Here is a 21276-nt window from a genome sequence, read left to right on the forward strand (position 1 = left end):
CAATACAAACATGATGAATGATTATAGAAGAACCAAAACAACCGTGTCATTAATTAACTATCATTTTGTGTTTTGCCCGCGATACAGAAGAAAGATTTTTCTTAATACAAAATTAGAAGAACGTTTCAAGGAGTTGGTTCAAGAAATATGCGGAGAATTGGATATTTCTATTGTTGCAATGGAATGCGACAAAGACCACGTTCACTTGTTCTTAAATACACCACCAACACTTAGTCCTGCTGATACAATGGCAAAAATTAAAGGAGTGACATCAAAACGTTTGAGAGAAGAATTTCCACATCTTCAACACTTGCCGAGCCTATGGACGCGTTCTTATTTTGTTTCTACTGCTGGAAGTGTATCAAGTGAGACAATAAAACATTATGTGGAAAATCAAAAAACGAGGGGGTGAAACTTGTGCCACAAACCATCACGGTTAAAGTTAAATTGCTTCCAACAAAAGAACAAATCATGCTATTGGAACAAAGTAGCCACGAGTATATAAAAGTCATTAATGCTCTTGTATCTGAAATGGTTGAATCAAAGAAAAGCACGAAGAAAAGTACAAAGGATATTGAGGCCAATATCCCAAGTGCGGTGAAAAATCAAGCAATTAAAGATGCGAAAAGTGTGTTTTCTACAAAGGTGAAAAAGAGTAAATACAAAATCGTTCCGATTCTAAAAAGACCTGTTTGTGTATGGAATAACCAAAACTATTCATTTGACTTCACACACATTTCAATTCCGTTTATGGTAAACGGAAAGTCAACTCGTTTAAAGGTTCGCGCTTTATTAATCGACAAATATAATCGCAATTTCGAATTGTTGAAGCACAAGTTAGGTACACTTCGTATCACGAAGAAATCTGCTAAATGGTTTGCTCAAATATCTGTCACGATTCCTACAAACGAAAAAACGGGAACAAAGATTTTAGGAGTAGACTTAGGTCTCAAAGTTCCTGCGGTAGCTATCACAGATGATGATAAAGTTCGTTTCTTCGGGAACGGTAGGCAAAACAAATTTATGAAACGTAAGTTCCTCAGTGTTCGCAAGAAATTAGGAGAAGCTAAGAAACTGAATGCCCTTCGTCAACTTGATGATAAAGAACAAAGATGGATGCAAGACCAAGACCACAAAGTAAGTCGTGGAATCGTTGATTTTGCAACGGATAATAATATTTCTGTCATTCGATTAGAGCAACTAACGAACATTAGACAGACGGCACGAACAAGCCGTAAAAACGAAAAGAATCTACACACTTGGTCATTCCATCGTTTAGCACAATTCATCGAGTACAAAGCGACATTAGTTGGCATAAAGGTCGAATATGTGAATCCTTCTTATACAAGTCAAACATGTCCGAAATGTTCTGAAAAGAACAAGGCGCAAGACAGAAAATACAAGTGTCAATGTGGGTTTGAGAAACATCGTGATATCGTTGGGGCGATGAATATCCGCTACGCAACTGTGATTGGCGGTAATAGTCAATCAGCCTAAGAACCTATATGGTCTGTCTTAGGAGGGGTGATGGCACACCCTCATCTTGAAGGCTGTTCAAAACAGAAATGGACTGCGAATGCTTAGTCATTCAAGAATCCCATCCGTTACACCGTAAGGTGTAGGACTTGCGGCTTTAGCCGTGGGAGTGTCAAATATTAATAAGATGGTTATTTTCTCTTTAGCTATTTTAAAGTTGTTGGTATTGACCAACAAAATAGTGCTGCTATATATATGTCTTATTCATATCATTTTATATTTTAAATCTATATCTTTTTGCTCCAAATGTCCTTCAGTAAGTTCATCAATCTTATCAACATGTTACAAAATCTTTTCATTATGAGTATTAATAATTTTGGTTTAAGGAATATGAAATCAATTACATAATCTGCTGTTTCCCTATCTAAATAATTAGTAGGTTCATCTAAAATTAAAATGGGATATTTTTCAATAATAGACGTAATATAACTAATCTTTGTCCACCCGATAAATTCATTCAATCTTCGGATATAACAACATCATTTATTCTTTGAAATTGAATAGAATTTTGTGTTTTTAAATGATTATATATAATATCTAATATCAAAATAATCTAAATTATCGAAAACCTATTCTGAAAAGCACTTCATCTTGGAGCATTAACCCGATCTTCTTTCTAAATTCATCACTCTTCTATTGTTTAACATTTTGCCTATCTATTAAAATATCACCATTATCAGGATCACGTATTTTTAATAGCAAATCAACTAAAGGCGATTCCCCACTACCACTTTTTCCAGTAAACAAAATACTTTCATGTTTAATAATATCTAAATTTAAATTTTATAACTATTAACTATAATATATCCTTTCAAGAAATTTTAAAAAGGTTGAAGTAGGCAAAAAATATTCACTAGAATGATTAGATTAATTTTTCTTTTTTGTATATTTATGTTAAATTATTGTTATCACTACAAATTTATTGAATAATTTTAATACTCTCCCCTTTGTACTAAGGTAATATGTTTTTCACAAAACACATTACAACTGTAATTAAAAATTACATATAAACCCATATTTAGAATTTTTAAGTTCCTTTCATAATATTAAGATATTTTTTACCTTTTAGTTTGTTTATTCTTAATTTTTAAACTAAAATAATATATATTGGTAATAATTAAATAAAATGCCAATAATTATAGGAAGGAGAAAATTATGAAGAGCATTGTATTATTTGATGGTGATTGTAATTTCTGTAATCAGAGTATTCAATTCATTATTAAGAGGGATCCTAAAGGATATTTTCAATTTGCATCGCTTCAAAGTGCATTAGGTAAAACATTATTAAAAAAGTATGAAATAGACGAAACAATAGACAGCATAGTATTAATAGATAAAAATAATAGTTATATTAAATCAGATGCCATACTAAACATTTGTAGAAATTTGAAAGGTATATGGAAGATTTTCACTATTTTTATATTAATTCCAAGGCCGATTCGAAACTTTTGCTATGAAAAATTCGCAAAAAATAGATACCGATGGTTTGGTAAACAAGAACATTGTATGTTACCGTCACCAGAAGTAAGAAAAAGATTTCTGGATTAATTCCAAAAATCTTCAAACTTTATATTATATTGTTAATCTTATCAAAATAAATACGCTATTCTTTCTTGCAAATTAAAGGAAGGAATAGTGTTTTTTCAACTTTTTTACAATACTTTCAAATCCTACTTTACTCTCTAATTCTCCGTTATATCCCAGCGTGAATGCTCCTGTAATATAGTCAATTTCTACGAACTTATAATATTCTATCCCTAAAAAAATATCTCTAGAAATTACCGAAAGTGAACAAACATGTTTTTGTTAATACATATCCACCTTTTTCCCCCCTTAAGTCACCTTCGAACTTTACATGGAACAAAAAAGAAGAGAGATTTCTCCCCTCTTCACCAATAAAGGGGATTAAAATGTGTGTGAAGTCAAATGAGTAGTTTTGGTTATTCCACACACAAACAGGTTTTTTTAGAATCAAAACCATTTTATATTTACTCTTTTTCACTTTTGTAGAAAACACACTTTTTGCATCTTTAATCGCTTGATTTTTAACTGCACTTGGAAGGTTGACTTCAATATCCTTTGTGTTTTTCTTCGTGCTTTTTTTCACTTCAACCATTTCAGATACCAGTGTATTAATGAGTTTAATATAATCAGAACCACTTTTTCCAATAGTCTAATTTGTTCTTTCGGCGGAAGCACTTTAACTTTGACCGTGACATTCCCAGACGTAAAAATAAAATAGGAACGTGTTCACAGGCTTGGCAAAAAGCACGAGATGAGAAAACTATTCTCTTAAACGCTTCGATGTCACTCTTATTAATCACCTCAATAGTGTATCAATATTATAATGGGAATAGCATTCAAAAATCTCCCTAACAATATAAATCCTCCCTCTCCAATTCCCCTTAATCTGAGCAATTGGTACATCCTTACTGTTCTTTTTGTTTTTATCATCACCTTTTCAAATCATCTTCATATGTTGTATATAGATATCTCCTTTCGAATTGCAATGATGCCTCTTTCAAGTCCTAATGTACGCCGTACAAAGAGCACTTTTGAAAAGTGCTCTTTGTACTTTGTAATACACTCACTCTATAATAAAGTAATTTTAATGTATGAATAATTTACAGCTGCCTCTTTGTATGAATTGTAACTATTTGCACACACTATAATTGGAAAGCTTGAATCATTGTCATTAAAAAATGTTCAGGACTTCCGCTCCTTAAGAGAACAGTCTACGCAACTGTTCTCTTTTCCTTTTTTACAAAAAAACAGGACAAGCATAGTTAACTACGCTACGATTAATTGCATTGCAACATTCTCAATGTTTCCTCAACAATTTCTCAATATTTTTCATGGACAATAGCACACTTCCTCAACGTTAATAATATCTTAATATTAAATACTGCAAGGAGGCGCTAGAAAATGACTTGCTTCATTATTTTAGGATTTATGCTTATTTTAAGTATAGGCGGCTTTCACCCACATAATATTCATATCATTTTCAAAATAGATTCAGATACAAAAGCTATGCCAAATTGGTCTTTCGTTAATAAAATAAACTTTCAAACATTTAAAGAATTGATAAAAAGACCAAAGAAGAATAAACTCAAAAGCCTTACCATAGGAGAGCTGTTTATCCCTTTAAGTCTATTCAATAAATTATTTGGCAAAACATTAATTTTTCTAATCCTATTCTTCTATTCTCAATTCTTAAACTAAATATAATATGAGATGAGTAAAAGAATAGCAGTCGCCGACCATAACAAACAACAGACCGCCTATTACAGACGGTCTGTTTTAAAACAAATTGACTATATCAATAGAATAAGGATACCTTAATTATTCAGAATATTCCTACTATTCGTGAAAAAAATCATAGTTAAATATAAACTATCCATTTCCTGTTATTATCAGATTAAGCCTTTACAGAGAAAAGGGGGATATTATGACTGTTCAAGAAAAAAGTAATAAGCAATTGATGGAATTATTAAATGAATGGTATGAAAAAATTCGTTTATATCATGTAAAAGAAGCAAAACAAACATATCTACAAGTAAAGGAAAGCTTAAAAGTAATAGAAACTGATCCATATTTATCATTTTATTACTCACTACTAGATTTTAGATATAAAGTCTTGGTAGATGGAGTGAGTATTACAAAAGATTCCTTTAAGAATATAGAAAAATTCCCTAATATCGAAGAGGATTTTTTATTTTTAGCTTATTATTATCATTTCTTTAAGGCAATCCACTTTACAATTATAGCAAATTATACTGAAGCGAAAACACACTATGAAAAGGCGGAAGAGCTTTTAATTGATATACCTGATGAAGTAGAAAAGGCCGAGTTTGAGTATAGATTTTCAACTTACTGTTATCAATCTTATCAACCATTTGAAGCGATTCAACATGTAGTAAAAGCCAAAAAAATATATTTGAACCATGTAGGATATGAAATTAATACTGCTTTATGCGACAATGTATATGGTTTAGCCTGTATAGATCTAAGAGAATTTGAAAAAGCGGAAGAATGTCTCAATACGGTTATTGATGTTTTTAATAAGCATGATGAGGAACATTTATTATTAAGAGCACGTTACAATTTAGGCTGGTTATATAATATTCAAGATTTATATCCATTGGCGATCCGACAGAGTTCTGAAATTATAAATAAAATACCGAATCATTTTAAAGCATTATTTGTCTTAGCAAGAGCATATTATAAATTAGAAGGCATTGAAACAGCTAAAGCATATATCAAACAAGGAATAAACTATACGAATGAAGCAGGAAATGAGGAATATAAGCACCGTTTCGCAGTTTTAAATGAACTACTCACAGAATTACCTAGAATTAAACTAGAAAAAGTAGTCAATGATGCAATTTCTTATTTTGAAAAAGAAGAAATGTGGGATTGTGTAAAAGAATATGCAGAGGTTTTAGCACTTCAATTTTATGAGGCAGATAACCATGTTAAGGCGAGCAAATATTTCTACATTAGCAGTAATGCTGGTAAGAAACATTTGAAAAAAGGAGCGTTAAAGTGATGAAAAAAATAAAAAAGATTGTACTAAGTATGGTAGTAATAAGTGCATTAGCATGTGGCATGAATAGTTTACTTTCACCTCAACAATCTTCTTCTAATGGTGGAGATACACCATCACCAACAATACCTAGTGTCTCTGCAGAAGTATCTATTGATTAACGTAATACATTTTTCTTAGGTTAAAAATCAGAAAATTCAACTTTTTATAAAAAATGTAGAATACAATGGATAAAATATTGAACCCCTAGTCCGAAACAGATTTGTTTCGGACTATTCTCGTTACTATAATTGTACGTAGAATGGTAGACTAGAACTTCCACTTAGTCTTGTTCTGTAATTTCTTCTCTTTTTGAAGTAAGGCCTTTAACTTTTTTAAATAATCGATTTCCATACGTAAACATTCATTTTCATCTTTTAATGTCTCTATAACCCCTTCAATAGTTGCATTATTTAACTTTGATCTTGTCTTTTCCATAGCTGGATCCCCTTTCTTCTTTTTATATAGGAATTCCACGCCTTTTAAATCATATATTTCCCTTTACCTACGAACTATTGCAATAAATTCTTTAACACAAACAATCCATTTATTTCATTTGTTTGTATTTTATTTCTCAGAATTTGATATATATCTTTTGAAAAATCCCCTGTATTCCTTCCATATTTATCTCTCCTAAATAAATCGTAATACATATTATACCCAACACATTTATAAGCTTTAATCGTATTTTTAACAAAACCTACTTAATTTTAAATAGATATAACACTTTATTCTGTCAACTCCTCTTATATTGATAAATATGAAATATCCAATATATTTGACATTTCAATGACTTATGACAGGAAAATATATACATTAAATTAAACCTAATGTATCTTTGATTTGTAAGTCGTAGTTAGTTGGCCAGCTTTCAATACACTTTAATAATTAAAAATAAGGGGGGTTTAAAATGAATCAAGTATTAAGTAAAAGTAAGAAAAAAATGATGTATCTAGTCGGTTCACTTCTAATTTCTCTATCAATGTTTTCAACTACAAGTTTTGCAGCTACAGAAGGTGCTGTAAAAAGTGTTACAAATAGTAGCTATACCGGGATTGCAGCTGACATAAATCTACCAAAATCAGTTGTTGTCAAAGATGGATATGTGAATTGGTATTTAGGTATTGGAGCATCTAAAGTTGAAGGTGGTATTTCAAAAACACCTAGTGGATATAAAGTATTTCTTAATTCAGGATATAATGAATCAGGTCAAAACAGTAAGTATTGGAACACACAATATGATACATCAATTAAAGATGGTGATCGAGTAAACCTTAAAATAATTAATAACGGAAATGGTACGGTTACTATGTATGTAAATGGAATTCCTAGATATGCAAATCAGCCTGTATATGGCTCATTTTCTCAATACGAACCAGTAAAAATGGTTCAGGGCGTTGAAGATACTGGACGTAATTCTTTTAGCCAAGCTAGTTTTTCAAACGTACTTCTAAGAACAGATACATCTGGAGCTAACTACAAAAGTTGGAACGGTTCAATTTCTTCCTCATTTTCTAAACACGGTACTTATGGTAACAGTTTCACAGTTTATTCTCAAGTGCCATTAAGCGCAAGTTTACGCTAAAATTGTTCTTGTATACGAATGATTTTGTGAAAAAGGTAGCTGTACTTTTGTACAGCTACCTTTTTCATATGGTGAATTTTTAATAGATATTCTATCAGCCATAAGTTATATTCTTCATATTTTAACTTCTTTGAATTCAATAGTACTTAATCAGCTTGTCTTATTCCTCCACTTAACGTATCGAGATTCAGCTTATAGCAACTACAACACGCTTTATTATTAATAATACTACTCTTCTTATTTTAACTTTAATTCCATTGCATCGATTTTTTAATAATAAATATACAACTTAGTAATGATAATAGATATACAATAAGAATAATATACAACTGTTTTGGTTCAATGCTATCGATATAAAGACTCATAATTGGATATGACCAAGGAAACAGTATCCAATAGTTTGTATGAGAGATAAAAAAGCTACCCAACCCGCCTATAACCCCTACTAATAATGAAAGTAACGGGATTTTATAAAATATTATATTTATTAAAAAATGTAAATTCACAATAGTTAAAGAGCTAATCACCATAAAAAGTATAGAAAAAATTAATCTTTGATAAACAGTCCCAAGATTATCAACCGTTAATACTATAGGTATACTAGTTATGACTAAAGCACATATTAAATAACCAAAAGTAATTATTAAGCAAAACAAAAACTTATTACTTAATATAGTTTTTAAAGTGATTCCGTGATAAATAGCAGACATATATCCTTTTCTTCTGAACTCGTTTACAAAAGAAAATGACACTAATAGACCTATTGCAATAGGTAAAAATAATCTACAAAAAAGGCTTAGAATCGCTATATGCATGAAAACGCCATCTTTTGATTGAGATGATACAGTTAGAAAGATTTGAAAACTAATTGGTATCAACAGAAATACTAGTAACAGGATATACAATCCATTATGAAGACTTTTTTTATATTCACCTAATATACCCACTTATTTCACCCTTTATTATTCATATGTATAATATTTAAAACTCACAGCTAATAACATAATTCCTAAAATATAGATTGAAGAACTTGCAAGATATATTAAAATAGTTGTTTCTTTCATCATTACATCACTTACTATATTCAATGCATAAAATATTGGAAATGTCTTTGTGAATACTACAGGAAATAATCCATAAGTTACGCTAAAAAAAATCCAAATAACTGACAAGGACGCCGCAAGAATTCCCTTTTTTATAATCAAATGAAAAAGTAATTGAGAATATGGTATTGCTAAAGATAGAATTGTACAAAGCATCAACATTTTCAAAAAATAAAGTATAGATATTTCATATCCATTTATAAAAATATAGATACCCATAACTGAAAAATTTAAAATATTAAAGATTAAATAAAACAGTATAAACAATAAATTTTTAGCTACCAATAATTTAAACTTTGAAATTGGCTTTGTATAGATAATGGCCCAAGTGCCATATTTATTTTCAGAAGAAATGATAAAATACCACATACAAGCAGAAAAAATGCTTAATGTTAGTGTATTAAAGTTTACTGTAATTGCTATAAGATTCGTAGATTGAAACATATCGGGATTATTCTTGTTAAAAATAAAATAACTTATACACAAAAAGCTTGATAATAATGAAAAAAACAAAGAAAATAACAATAATTTTCTCCCACCAATTTTCCTCATCTCACTATTCACACTTTTAAAGATAAATTGCATTATGATAGTAACTCCTTTTGTTTAGTTAAAGATAAAAATACTTCCTCTAATGTTAGCTTTTTAGGGCTAACTTCAAAAATATCTATATCATTTTTAATTAATATTCTGGTTAAATTAGGAACACTATTTTGATCTATCATTAGTTTGAATACCCCTTCTTTTTCTATGCTATAAGGTATATCCTTTGTATTTAAAATCCTTTCTGTGGCAGTAGTGTCATTAACATGAACAATATATTCTCTAGAAGTAATAATACTGTTTAAATTCCCTTCATAGAGTAAGTTACCCTTATGTAGTAATGCTATGTGATCTGCTATCATTTCAATTTCAGCTAAATTATGACTAGAAATAAATATTGTCTTTCCCTCATTTTTTACTAAATGAAGTAATAAGCGCCTTATCTCGTGTACTCCCTCTGGGTCTAATCCATTTGTCGGCTCATCAAGAATTAGTATTTTAGGATCATTAAGAATAGCAAAGGAAATACCTAGCCTTTGTTTCATTCCTAAAGAAAAATCTTTCACTTTTTTATCTTTTGCTTTATATATTCCCGTAATTTTTAATACTCTGTCTATTTCATCTAAAGGCTTATTAATCATTTTTTGTACATAGGCTAAATTTTCATATGCTGTCAAATTAGGATAGTAGGTAGGTGAATCAATAAAACAACCCACATTTTCAAATAATTCTTCTTTCCATTCTTTGATATCTTTATTATTAAATAATATCGTTCCATTATCTAATGGAATTAACCCTAATAGCATTCGCATTGTTGTTGTTTTTCCTGCACCATTTGGTCCAATAAAAGCATATAAACTTCCTTCAGGAACAGATAAGTTTAAATCCCTTACAATGGATTGATTGTCAAAAGACTTTGTTAAATTTTTAGTTTGGATTGCTAATTTCATTTTGTTCCTCACTTTCTTATTCTCAAATAAAAGTAAGTATCTATTAAATTCTTGATCTATTAGATATTCTATTTACCCTTTAACTAATGTTTGCAATTTAGATTTAGAAAATATTTCTCGTTGTTTTAATTTTTTATCAGTAAGTTCATAAACTCTATCTACACGCTCTAAAATATTTTCATCATGAGTGATAATAATCTTAGTGGATGGCATGGCAAATATATTTTCAATAACAGCATTTGCCGTTTCCCTATCTAAATGGTTAGTTGGTTCATCCAAAATAAGAATCGGATATTCTTTCATGAACAATCGTAACATAGCCAACCTTTGTCTTTGGCCACCGGAGAAATTTGTTCCTCCCTCTGAGATTAAAATATCATTTATACTTTGAAATTGAATATAATTACTTAGATTCAATTTATCAATAGACTCCTGGATTTTTGAAGGATCATAATTTATATCAAAGTAAGATAAATTCTCAGATAAACTTCCTCTAAATAAAACTCCATCCTGAGTCATTAGTCCTACATTTTTTCTTAGTTCCTCACTGTTCCAATCTTTAATATCTCTATCGTCTATTAATATATTCCCCTTATCGGGAGTATGCAATTTTAATAATAAGTTAGCTAAAGTGGACTTACCACTGCCACTTTCTCCAACAATAGCAATACTTTCGTTATTTTTAATGTTCAAACTTAAGTTTTCTATTATTTTTTTGTCATCAAAACTAAACGAAATATTATTAAATTGAATCGATCCTCTAAGAATGTTTACTTTAGTATCTGATCCATCTTTTTCTAGTTCCTCTTCCAAGATATCTAAAGTTCTTAATAAAAGTGGTTTAACTGAATTCCAATTTAAAATTGATCCTATAATTGTTGAAACAGGAGAAAATATAATACTAGATATAGCAATAAAGAAGAAAATATTACTTAAATCCCCTTCTCCTTTACTAAAATTATAAAATCCTACAGCAAGCATTATGATAATAAATATTGTTGATAGGGAACTATTAAATGATTCTAAAGCATTTTGTTTTAGCGCTCGTTTATGTACCGTATCTAGGTATTTATTATAATCTTTTTGCCATACAGATTTAATTCTAGAAAAAATCCCTGTAGCCTTTACATAATACATCGCTTTTAATGATTCATTAATTTTCCCTCTATGTTCTCCTAGGTAATACGTTTCGACTAAATTAGCATTATATATGAATTTCCCTAAGGAAATATTGATAAATAGGGAACTAGCAATAAAAAACATCAATATTAAAGTATAAAAAGTCTCAGTATATAATAGATACATCAATAATGGAATGATAACTACTATTGATATAATCATTTCAATTAGATCCTCTAAAATATATCCTCTTATTGATTCTAAGCTCATGATTCTTACATTTAAATCCCCTGCATGACGTGTAGTAATCTTTTCTATGGGGGTATTAAACATATGCTCAAAAACTTTTGTTGTACTTTTTCTATCAATTTCTTTCTGAAAGTTTACTTTTATAATAGAAGTTATAGATTTTATCCCTATAACAACGATTAAACTTCCCAAAATAATTAAAAGGTATCTTACATCCACTTCCTTTGAAGCATTCAAAATATCCATAAACTTTTTCAAAATAAAGGGAAAAGCAAGAATTGAGATTTGTGCTAACAATGCTAATAGTGCTAATAAAACAATCTGGCTAGGAGATACAAAATGATCAATATATCTAAGTAATATATGTTTTTCACGCCTTTTAGTATTTGGCTGTATATCTTTTTTGTTTTCTATTACTAGGATATAGTCACAGAACATTTCCTCAAAACTTCTTATATCAATTATCATCGGCCCTGCCTTAGGATCTACAATATAAAATTTATTTGCTTTAACCCTTTCAATAATTACAAAGTGATTAAAGCCCCAAAATGCTATCATCGGCTTTTGTATCCTTTGTAAATCAGTTATATTTTCTATCCTATATGCAGTTGCAGAAAGTCCATACGATTTACTAACTTTTTTAATATCCAACAAACTCCATGCCGATTTTTTATTGATAATTTTACTATTTCTAATTTCCGAAGCTTGTACTGCTGAACCATAATAATGCATAATCATCGCTAGACAACTAGGCCCACAATCAAAAGATGTCATTTGCGGTATAAATTTAATTTTCTTTCTTAACATATTTATCACCTATTCTAGGCATTAAAGTATAAAATGCTATTTAGTTTATTATCCTCTAACCTTTGTAAAAAATACAAAATACTTCCTAGACCTGTAAATAATGCGATTTTATGAGGATTAAAATCTTCTATATCAAAATTATTCAAAAAGTTATTTGTTACTTTCATAACAATTTGTTTTTCATTGCGCTCTAGCATACCTCTATTTTCTAACTCCAATAAAAAGTCTAGTTTCCCCATTAAACCATGACATAAACAATAATCACTATTTTCATGTAATGTACTTAAGATTTGTTTTTTAAAAAAGATTAAATCTGATTGTATATCTTCATTTTGATACGATTCTAAAATTTTAATTCTCGATATTCCCATTCCACTAAACCCTTTACACCAGCTATCTGTATACTCATATTTACTCATACTCATTTTCTCACTTTTATGTATACCATGTATTACTCTATCGTACTTATTTGTTTTTAATATGTCTTTTAACTTATAAAATGCAAGAAGTTGTCCTGATAATCCATGAACAAACCCCTTTAATGAATCCTCTAAATTTAGAGTATCGTGAGCTTTCCAATATACAAATTCATTATGTGTTTGCATATTATTGACAATGTAGTCACCGAGATTTTCAGCCACTTCAAGTAATATTTTATACTTAGGATTAACTTGATAGAACTTAACTGCAGTTATAATTAAACCAGCTGAACCCCCTAATATGTCAAAATGCTTATCGTTATATCGACCTTTTTCAATATCAGAGTTGATATCCATAAATATTTGCAATACTACCTTTTCATCAATATATGTTGTATCCGGAAAATTTGTTAAATAATAAGAAATGATAGCATTAACACCATTTACAAAACCATAATTATTTTTATTTCTGTTTAGTATTTCTTGCAAAGCTTTTTGTTCGAGTTTATTTATAATTTCAATGTAATTAGGGTCAGCGTTATTTCTCAATAATGTACTTATTCCCAATACCCCATCATATATTCCATTATTCAAATGGTTTATCTCGAGCTCCCCTTGCCAATTTGTTTTTAATCCAATAAAATCTACATCACCGTCTCTTGATATATAACAACCATCAAGAATTTTCTCTGTAATTGCCTCCCATATTTTATTTGTAGGCAAATTAGTCTGAAAATTAGTTGTTTCCTTTACTGTATTCAGCTTATATAGATTATCATTTTGATTAGAAAGGGATATTTCTATGATTTTTCTTTGTAATAAAAAGTCAGCATATGAAAATTTTTCGAATTTCATTTCTAAATCTATTTCATTACTTGATAAACTCTCGTAAGACCCCCATTCATACTTATTAAAGAAATATGGAACATCATAAGATAATAGTGCCTCTATCTCTTTTTGAATAATATCTTTCCTAGTAGCCAAGTAGATATTTTTCTCAAGTATATTTTTTAAATACTTTATAGTCTTTGATTTATTCTCTAATAGATCTGGAACATTTAGTCTATCTAATAAAAGAGAATAAATTTTTGTATTTCGATATACTTTTCGATAATTCCATTTAGAAACACTATTTTTCAAAATATACAAATATTCCTTCTTATTTTTTAAGACTGTATTATATGCATCCTCAAAACCTTTAATAATATCTTTTATATAATTATCATACTCGTATATATCACCGTTAAAAAACGGTAAATTCTGAACTGTATCTTCTACTATTGTCTCTTCTTTTATTTCAATCGGGTTCGATGTAAATTCATTTTTTATTTTAATTGTTTTTACCAAATTCTTCATTACTCTCCCAATGGCACTGTAATCTCTTATTACCTCTCTACCTCCACTAAACTTTATAGGTAGCATTCTAGAATTTAATACTGAATTAGATAATATAAAACTACTGGTTTCTTCAGTGATACTTGGATTTAATGTACTTCCTAATGTCTCAAAATCAATTATGACTGGTGAGGATTGTTTAGCTATGATATTTTCATTATGTATGTCACTTCCATTAATCAAATACATTACAGAAAGCACTACACCTAAATTATAATAATAAGCTTTAATTTGCTCAGTAGATTCACATGATTCATGATTAATATATTCCATATATCCATAATTTCTCTTATTAACTACTTGCGGAATAAAGATATTAGTATTTAAATCCTTATTCAGTTGATTAATTAAACTATGATATAAGATAGAATTTTTCAAATCAACTGGTTTTAAGATTACCTTATTATTAAATTTATCTTCTAAAAGTATTGTTCTCTTTCCATTATTATGATAGTCACCTAGGTTAGTAACTTTTTCTACATGCATAATATTAAAAGCTGACATTTTATGAATTTCTTTTTGATCTTTTTCAAGAGCTCCTTGTAACCAAATCATATAATTTATTTCATTTTCAATGATTGTAAAAATTTTTTCATTTAATAAAGGTAATATTTCAAAAAAATTTATATAGAACCTTTTAAAATGAAAGAAGTTCTTTGTAAAATACTTATATTCTTCACCGCTATCCATTCCTATCAAAACGTTTTCTACTCTAAGTTTATTTATGTATACAATTAAGCTTGGTCTTAAAACTTGGTATAGTCTTCTTTCTAAATCAAACATTATTGATTCAGAAATCCTCTCAACATTTCCAAAAAAATCAATTTTATTTAACATCATATTTTTAAAGAATACTACATATGTTTGTATTATTTTTTGAAAGTTATAGTTTTCGTCATTCTTAATGACATCATTACATGAAAAATCCTCTAAAAAGATAACAAAATTTTTTTCTAGATATTCTTTTGTTACTAAAGAATGTGATCCATTATCTATTGTATTCAAAATTTCATGTGAATTATTTTTCATAATAACCTCTTCTTTTTATAGGTAGGAGAAACAGTTAGAAATTCATTCTCATTAAAGAGAGTAAGGCCTTTCGCCTTACTCTCTTTAACTATTAGTAGCATTTTTTACAAATTCTTTGTCCCAAAATCGTGACGCATGCTACAGGCATATTCCAAGGACAATCTTTAGTTAAAGTTTCAACCCAACCAGGTCCTGCCCCACCAACTAATTGTTCAATCTCTTCATCTTCTACGACTTGTAAATATTTTTCAGTTTCCATTTCGATACCTACCTTTTTATTTTTTTGAAAATGATGTTATAAATTCAATAATTTACCACAACATTGTCTGAAAATAATATACCATTAAATGTTAATAAAAAAAAGATATATTTATAAAAAAATAAAATAATAGGATATTTAATTATATTAATATAATTAAAAGAGACTTACTTATTATATCTTTAAAATTTGAACACTATTTTCCTAACTAACGATTAAGAATTGTAATTACACTTATGAAAAAAATTAGATTATAGAAGATATAACTCAAGAATATTTTTCCATAAAAAGGGATAAACCACTCTTTTTCTTTAATTGTATAAGACTTCAACCAAAAATTTCAATTATGAAATAACTTTAATATATTTAATTTCTCTTACAAAATCCACCCTGCCTAAAAGGCTTTGTCAGGATCTATTATCAAGCTTGAATTGCAAAAAGCGTGTCAAAAATAAAAAGATGAAATTGTAAGTATGTTCACTTCTCAATTCCATCTCTTTTAAAAATTGTATATCATCAATTCTCTTGTTCCTCGCTATTCTACCAAATTAATAGCATCACATTATGTAGGTATAGGTTTATACTATTCTACATTTAAATACATGTAATATTGCCTATACTTTATTATTTTCATGTGAAACTAATTCACTATATATCTCTTTCTCTATATTTTTCAAGAGAATTTCCAATCTATTTTTTGTAGCTAGATTAAAATGTGGATTTAATTCTTTTATTATAAATTCAAGTATCTCAAAACTTATGTAATCTCCTAATTCAAGTGAATATTGATCACCCAAGAAAGTTTTTAATTTTTTAGAGATCTCCACTTTATCTTTTTTGGTAATATTTACCCCATCCGATAACAAACCTCTCTTAGATTAGTCTTAAATACTAATTCAAACAGTTTTTATAGCATAATAAAAATATTTTGGAATTAACATAAATCATATAATGAAATTTTTACAAATAAATAAAAAATATACATCATAATCACTAAACAATATATTATGCATCATAAACATATATTGGCTCGTCATAAAGGCGTAAACATTTTGACCAATTTCCACATAACGTTTCCCATTCACCAGCAGGATATACTTCCGTACGCAATATATGAAGTGGTATACGTAAATTCAATAACCGACCACTAAGCGTCGTACGAGTAACTCCCGCTGGCATTAAAAACTTTGCTTCAATTACCTTTTTCAGTTCCATCAACGAGTATTCTGGATAACTCATCAATATTTCATTTGAATGAGGCCAGACCTCAGTATCATTTGAATGACGGCGTACCGTATACTCATGTTGATATAAACCGACAATACGATGCCATATCTCTAAATGGGTAAATAAATCGCTATTTAAATCCCTTGCATATAAAAAATATTCTTGTTTATTTGCTTCTGTAATTTTTGCAAGCAAACGTTTATTAGCAATACTCTTACCTGACCAAATTATTGTAGATTCTTTCTTTAAATTATTTACCCATTCCCCCATTGGTAATAAATGATTCCAAGCACGAATTTTTATTTTTTCATCAGGTACTACCTGTACAGCAACGCGTTTACAACCTAATGCCATCATAGCCTTCATACGATGGGCACCATCAAGTAACAGATAATTACCATCACTAAGCTCAGATACTAAGGGAGGATTCCGTAAAACACCTTCGCTTTCCATTACACGACAAATTTGTTCCAATCTTTTGTGTTCATATGATTCATGAAAGCGAATTTGCTTGGGATGTAAGAGATCTAAGGCCGAAATAATTTCACTCATAAAAACAGCTCCTCAAATAATTACATAAATTCTAAGCTTATCAAATAACTAATTTTCTATAATGATTAGTCGTATATACCGATATTTAGCAGCTATTAGACAATTATTTCAAACTACGTTTATTAATTTTACTAATCTTCTAATAAAACACCAATTTCATTTTCCCTAGCCCTTTGATAGTAATAAGCAGCAATGGCTACATCAAATATTGCCATACCCATTGGATTAAATAATATTGCTTTGTCATAAGGGAAATTTTGCAGTGCTCCTCGGATTACAACGTCAGCAATTGATATTGTATCTTCTTTTTGTAAACCTCTTTCAAGGTGCATTCTTTCAACATCAGTTTTTTCACGACAGACTTCTTCCCAATTATCAACAACTAGGGATTTTGTATATTCTAAGATATCAGGCTTAAAATCACGAAGAGAAACATTTAGTAGTAGCGCCCCATCTTTAGGTTTCTTATCAATATAACCTTCTGCAGAAACAGTACAAGTAATAAAAATATCAGCATCATTATAGGCTTCTTCATATGCATTAACCTTTTGAGTTTTAGAATAAATTTCCTCAGGAATTAATTCGTCTTTAATTCCATTAATATCATATAAGCAAACACTTTCGATTTTATCGCCTAATAGGGCAGTTACCATCTTTAAATGCATCTGACCAATTGGTCCAAATCCAATAATTCCAACTTTAATATTATTTAAATCTCTTAACTTGGCAAACTCTCGAATCATTAACCCTGTAACAGAAGCTGTTCGTATTACACTAACCATTGCTGTATTAAGTGTCGCAAATGGTTTCCCAGTCATAGCATCATTTAATATAGTAACTGAATGAGCACGTTGAATACCTTTCTCAATATTCTTTGGAAAACTAGCTATCCATTTGATTCCTGAAACCTTAAATTCTCCTCCAATATAAGCTGGCATAGCAATAATTCTATTAGCCGGATCATCAAAACGTAAGTATGGCTTAATTGGCTGAGAAAAATCTTCTGCATCAAGACTTTGTACTGCCTTTGAAATGACATTTATTGTATCTTCCCAATTAACACCCATTTCATTGATATGTTTAGTATTTAAATACATCATAATTGCTTCCTCATTTCTATATCATTTTTATAAAGAAACTAATTGGTCTTCTACTAATTTTTGTGTATTAAGCCATTCTACCCATTCTACGTTGTAAATAGTTGATGTGTAAGCTTGTCCATTATCAGGACACAAGAAAACAACATTAGGTGTATTTTGAACATCCCTATTTTCAAAATACTTTTGGATTGCATAATATGAAGTCCCTGATGATCCACCAGCAAATATTGCATGTTTATTAAATAGCTCATAACAACCTGCAACAGTATGAACCTCCGGTACAATAATTACATCATCAATCAATGCTTTCTTAACCATACCAGGTATCATACTGGCACCAATTCCTGGTATGTATCGTTTACGAGGCTTATCACCAAAAATAATGGATCCTTGACTATCTACCGCAATAATTTTAATATTAGGGAATTTTTCTTTTAATCGTGTAGATACCCCAGCGATAGTTCCTCCAGTACTCACTCCAATGAAGGCATAATCTAGCTGATTAAAATCATTAGATATTTCTCCACCAATTCCTTGATAATGAGCTTCAAAGTTATCGGCATTATTATATTGATTTGTCCAGTATGCATTAGGAATAGTATTTAAAAGTTCTTTCACCTTATTTAAACGCGTTAATAAATAGCCACCTGTTTCATCTCGTTCATCCACTTTAGCTACTTGATAGGAAGTTGCTCTTAAAAAATTCTCATAACTATCATTAATATTTGGATCAATAACTGGTATGAATTTCAGACCAATATACCTACAAAGAGTAGCAAGAGCAACCGCAAAGTTACCAGATGAAGATTCGATAATCGTAGAATTTTCAGTCACTTCACCGCGACTTATTGCTGATTTTAAAATATGGTAAGCAGCACGTACTTTAACACTATTCATTAGATTGTAATATTCTAGTTTTGCATACAGATTAATCTTTTCATGCTCTAATTTAATCATAGGTGTGTTGCCGATTACCCTTTCTAAACTCTCTAATTTCTTGAGCATAATTTGCTTCCTTTCTTGATTAAAATCTAAAAAAAATTAATTAAACATTTGCAAATTCAAATATAAATCACTTTTAATTAACTTATATTCAGGTTTACTTTAAATGTCCTTTCGAATGTAGCTCAAATAGAACTTATAGCTGAAAGACAATAAATGCTAGATTCTTTAGTATCGGTAAGCTAAGCACCATTCAAGTACTGCCATAGCACTATTTAGCTTGTTTTCGGCTTGGGTAAATACAATACTTTTCGGTCCATCAATAACTGTTGCTGCTACTTCTTCACCCCGGTGTGCTGGGAGGTCATGCATAAAAGTAGCTTCCGGATATAAAGTCAAAATTTCCTCTGTCACTGCAAATGGATTAAATGCATCTTTCCATAAAGGATCTATTTTGCTTGTCCCTGTTGTTTGCCACCTTGTTGTATATACAACATCCACTTCACTAGGTAACATTTTTATATCATGACATTCAATAACTTTAGCACCAGAAAATCGTGCATATTCTTTTGATTTTTCAAGTACACTTGGAGACACTCCATAACCAGCAGGTGTAAAAAGATATAACTCCGTACCTGGAAAACGAGATAAAGAAAGAGCTAGAGCTGCTGCACTGTTATTACCTTCTCCCATATATAAAACCCGTAATCCAGCTATTTCACCAAATTTTTGTTTCATTGTTGTTAGGTCTGTTAGTGCTTGTGTTGGATGTTCTTCCGCACTCATTGCATTAATGACTGCCATACGACTTTGAGATGCCAGTTTTTCCATTTCCTTTTGACTATCTGCAGTTCTTGCTACTAGTCCATCCAGCATTCGCGAAAGTACTTGAGTAGTGTCTTCTATAGACTCACCTGTATTTTCTTGCAAATCATTTGGACCATACGATACAATTTGTGCACCCATCTTTAATGCTGCAACAGAAAATGCCGATCGAGTTCTAGTCGATGTTTTACGGAAGTAAATCCCAATTATATTTCCAGCTAATATTTGATTAGGTTGCGATTTACCTGTGGCAAACTCTACCCCACGAGTTACAATTTGGTTAATATCACTATCAGTAAGATCCTCAAGAGTAATTAAATGTTTTCGAATAGCCATTATCATATTACCTCCCTTTTGAATAAGTGCATGTAACAAAAATGCATTTACATATGTATGTAAATACAAACTATTAAAACAGCTAAGGTAAAAAATAATAGATTGCAAATATAATTCATGTGGATCCATTACCACACTTTTCTATATTTGTTTTTAAACTAACGTATAGCAGTTGACATATAGCCTATATGAACTCGAATGCTATTTTTACTCATACATACTTAAATATAATTCTATTGTTAGTCTATATTCTTATTTTTTATGATATAGCTCTGCTGAATATATTACACACTACAACGCTAAAAATATACTCAAAATACTGAATTTTCAGCTTTCTCAATTCTTTTATCAATTTTCTGTCAATTCATACTTGTATTCTCTTTTTTACTAATAATATACATACAATGTTGGCCGTTTCTTTTATAGCCCCATCTCTAAAAAACCCACCCATTCAAAAGTAACGTTTTCCAGATTGTCAGTTAAGATGCAAATTACTGCTGCAGTTATTAAAGAGCCCTCTTTAAAAGAGATATACTCCTTCTACTGGCTCGCTATTAGTAATTATGATAATCTCTTAATTGTTATAGCTACAACGTTAACAATTGTTATTGCAACCATTGATCTAAGTAAACAAACAATGAATGACATACTAATATATACACAAAGTAATCTATTAAGCGTAAAATGATTGCATATCCAGCAAGTTTAATTACTT

General features: G+C 29.6%; 21 protein-coding genes and 1 pseudogene. 7 read left to right on the plus strand and 15 right to left on the minus strand.

Annotated features, from left to right (window positions below; translation table 11 throughout):
• Positions 1-10 precede the first annotated feature (10 nt).
• Together tnpA and ACUN13_RS22130 are read left to right on the plus strand one after the other, a co-directional pair.
• Positions 11-412, plus strand: a complete 402-nt coding sequence (tnpA, locus tag ACUN13_RS22125) for an IS200/IS605 family transposase (protein WP_015406545.1) — start codon at positions 11-13, stop codon at positions 410-412.
• 5 nt (positions 413-417) lie between these two features.
• A complete protein-coding gene (locus ACUN13_RS22130) occupies positions 418-1497 on the plus strand; it encodes an RNA-guided endonuclease InsQ/TnpB family protein (protein ID WP_025687309.1) in 1080 nt (359 codons plus the stop codon).
• 672 nt (positions 1498-2169) lie between these two features.
• Here ACUN13_RS22130 and ACUN13_RS22135 read toward each other — a convergent pair.
• Positions 2170-2283, minus strand: a complete 114-nt coding sequence (locus tag ACUN13_RS22135) for an ATP-binding cassette domain-containing protein (RefSeq protein WP_232732765.1) — start codon at positions 2281-2283, stop codon at positions 2170-2172.
• A 408-nt stretch (positions 2284-2691) separates the two neighbouring features.
• Here ACUN13_RS22135 and ACUN13_RS22140 point away from each other — a divergent pair, with 408 nt between their 5' ends.
• A complete protein-coding gene (locus ACUN13_RS22140) occupies positions 2692-3084 on the plus strand; it encodes a DCC1-like thiol-disulfide oxidoreductase family protein (RefSeq protein WP_088346261.1) in 393 nt (130 codons plus the stop codon).
• A 72-nt stretch (positions 3085-3156) separates the two neighbouring features.
• Here ACUN13_RS22140 and ACUN13_RS22145 read toward each other — a convergent pair whose 3' ends face one another.
• Both ACUN13_RS22145 and ACUN13_RS22150 read right to left on the minus strand, forming a co-directional pair.
• Positions 3157-3315, minus strand: coding sequence for a phage holin family protein (locus tag ACUN13_RS22145; RefSeq protein ID WP_142292996.1), 159 nt, complete (start codon positions 3313-3315; stop codon positions 3157-3159).
• Positions 3316-3430: 115 nt separating this feature from the next.
• Positions 3431-3735, minus strand: a pseudogene (locus ACUN13_RS22150) (RNA-guided endonuclease TnpB family protein); the annotation flags it as partial.
• A gap of 726 nt (positions 3736-4461) precedes the next feature.
• On the opposite strand from ACUN13_RS22150, the gene ACUN13_RS22155 reads away from it, so the two are divergent.
• From ACUN13_RS22155 to ACUN13_RS22165, 3 genes are all read left to right on the plus strand, one after another.
• The gene (locus ACUN13_RS22155; RefSeq protein WP_025688694.1) at positions 4462-4758 is read left to right on the plus strand and encodes a hypothetical protein; all 297 of its coding nucleotides are present in this window, start codon (positions 4462-4464) and stop codon (positions 4756-4758) included.
• A gap of 226 nt (positions 4759-4984) precedes the next feature.
• Positions 4985-6085, plus strand: a complete 1101-nt coding sequence (locus ACUN13_RS22160) for a response regulator aspartate phosphatase (RefSeq protein WP_025688693.1) — start codon at positions 4985-4987, stop codon at positions 6083-6085.
• Positions 6085-6243 carry a Phr family secreted Rap phosphatase inhibitor gene (locus tag ACUN13_RS22165; RefSeq protein WP_000721350.1) on the plus strand — a complete coding sequence of 53 codons (159 nt, stop codon included), beginning with the start codon at positions 6085-6087 and terminating at the stop codon, positions 6241-6243. The genes ACUN13_RS22160 and ACUN13_RS22165 overlap by 1 nt, the downstream gene beginning before the upstream one ends.
• 148 nt (positions 6244-6391) lie before the next feature.
• On the opposite strand, the gene ACUN13_RS22170 is transcribed toward ACUN13_RS22165, so the two are convergent.
• A complete protein-coding gene (locus ACUN13_RS22170; RefSeq protein ID WP_025688691.1) occupies positions 6392-6559 on the minus strand; it encodes a hypothetical protein in 168 nt (55 codons plus the stop codon).
• Between the two features lie 472 nt (positions 6560-7031).
• On the opposite strand from ACUN13_RS22170, the gene ACUN13_RS22175 reads away from it, so the two are divergent.
• Positions 7032-7706: a hypothetical protein gene (locus ACUN13_RS22175; RefSeq protein WP_089607878.1), complete on the plus strand. Its 675-nt coding sequence runs from the start codon at positions 7032-7034 to the stop codon at positions 7704-7706.
• A 248-nt stretch (positions 7707-7954) separates the two neighbouring features.
• Here the strand turns inward: ACUN13_RS22175 and ACUN13_RS22180 are convergent, their stop codons facing one another.
• From ACUN13_RS22180 to ACUN13_RS22230, 11 genes are all read right to left on the minus strand, one after another.
• The gene (locus tag ACUN13_RS22180) at positions 7955-8653 is read right to left on the minus strand and encodes a hypothetical protein (RefSeq protein ID WP_021728631.1); all 699 of its coding nucleotides are present in this window, start codon (positions 8651-8653) and stop codon (positions 7955-7957) included.
• A 15-nt stretch (positions 8654-8668) separates the two neighbouring features.
• Complete coding sequence (locus tag ACUN13_RS22185) at positions 8669-9394, minus strand: ABC transporter permease (protein WP_021728630.1); 726 nt, start codon at positions 9392-9394, stop codon at positions 8669-8671.
• Positions 9394-10302: an ABC transporter ATP-binding protein gene (locus ACUN13_RS22190; protein ID WP_025689503.1), complete on the minus strand. Its 909-nt coding sequence runs from the start codon at positions 10300-10302 to the stop codon at positions 9394-9396. The genes ACUN13_RS22185 and ACUN13_RS22190 overlap by 1 nt, the downstream gene beginning before the upstream one ends.
• 72 nt (positions 10303-10374) lie before the next feature.
• Entirely contained in the window at positions 10375-12477 is a 2103-nt protein-coding gene (locus ACUN13_RS22195; protein ID WP_025689504.1) for a peptidase domain-containing ABC transporter, read from the minus strand.
• A 14-nt stretch (positions 12478-12491) separates the two neighbouring features.
• Entirely contained in the window at positions 12492-15320 is a 2829-nt protein-coding gene (lanM, locus tag ACUN13_RS22200; RefSeq protein WP_445423957.1) for a type 2 lanthipeptide synthetase LanM, read from the minus strand.
• Between the two features lie 91 nt (positions 15321-15411).
• On the minus strand, positions 15412-15579 hold the full coding sequence (locus ACUN13_RS22205) for a type A2 lanthipeptide (protein WP_088346271.1): 168 nt from the start codon (positions 15577-15579) through the stop codon (positions 15412-15414).
• 614 nt (positions 15580-16193) lie between these two features.
• Entirely contained in the window at positions 16194-16445 is a 252-nt protein-coding gene (locus ACUN13_RS22210) for a DUF2164 family protein (RefSeq protein WP_000947505.1), read from the minus strand.
• Positions 16446-16584: 139 nt separating this feature from the next.
• A complete protein-coding gene (locus ACUN13_RS22215; protein WP_089607881.1) occupies positions 16585-17358 on the minus strand; it encodes a ParB N-terminal domain-containing protein in 774 nt (257 codons plus the stop codon).
• A 131-nt stretch (positions 17359-17489) separates the two neighbouring features.
• Positions 17490-18458, minus strand: a complete 969-nt coding sequence (gene sbnB / locus ACUN13_RS22220) for a 2,3-diaminopropionate biosynthesis protein SbnB (protein ID WP_409532313.1) — start codon at positions 18456-18458, stop codon at positions 17490-17492.
• 27 nt (positions 18459-18485) lie between these two features.
• Positions 18486-19463, minus strand: coding sequence for a 2,3-diaminopropionate biosynthesis protein SbnA (gene sbnA / locus ACUN13_RS22225; protein WP_409532314.1), 978 nt, complete (start codon positions 19461-19463; stop codon positions 18486-18488).
• A 165-nt stretch (positions 19464-19628) separates the two neighbouring features.
• Positions 19629-20561 carry an ornithine carbamoyltransferase gene (locus tag ACUN13_RS22230; RefSeq protein WP_001007707.1) on the minus strand — a complete coding sequence of 311 codons (933 nt, stop codon included), beginning with the start codon at positions 20559-20561 and terminating at the stop codon, positions 19629-19631.
• Positions 20562-21276: the final 715 nt, after the last annotated feature.

It is taken from the genome of Bacillus cereus group sp. Bce041 (assembly GCF_052646455.1).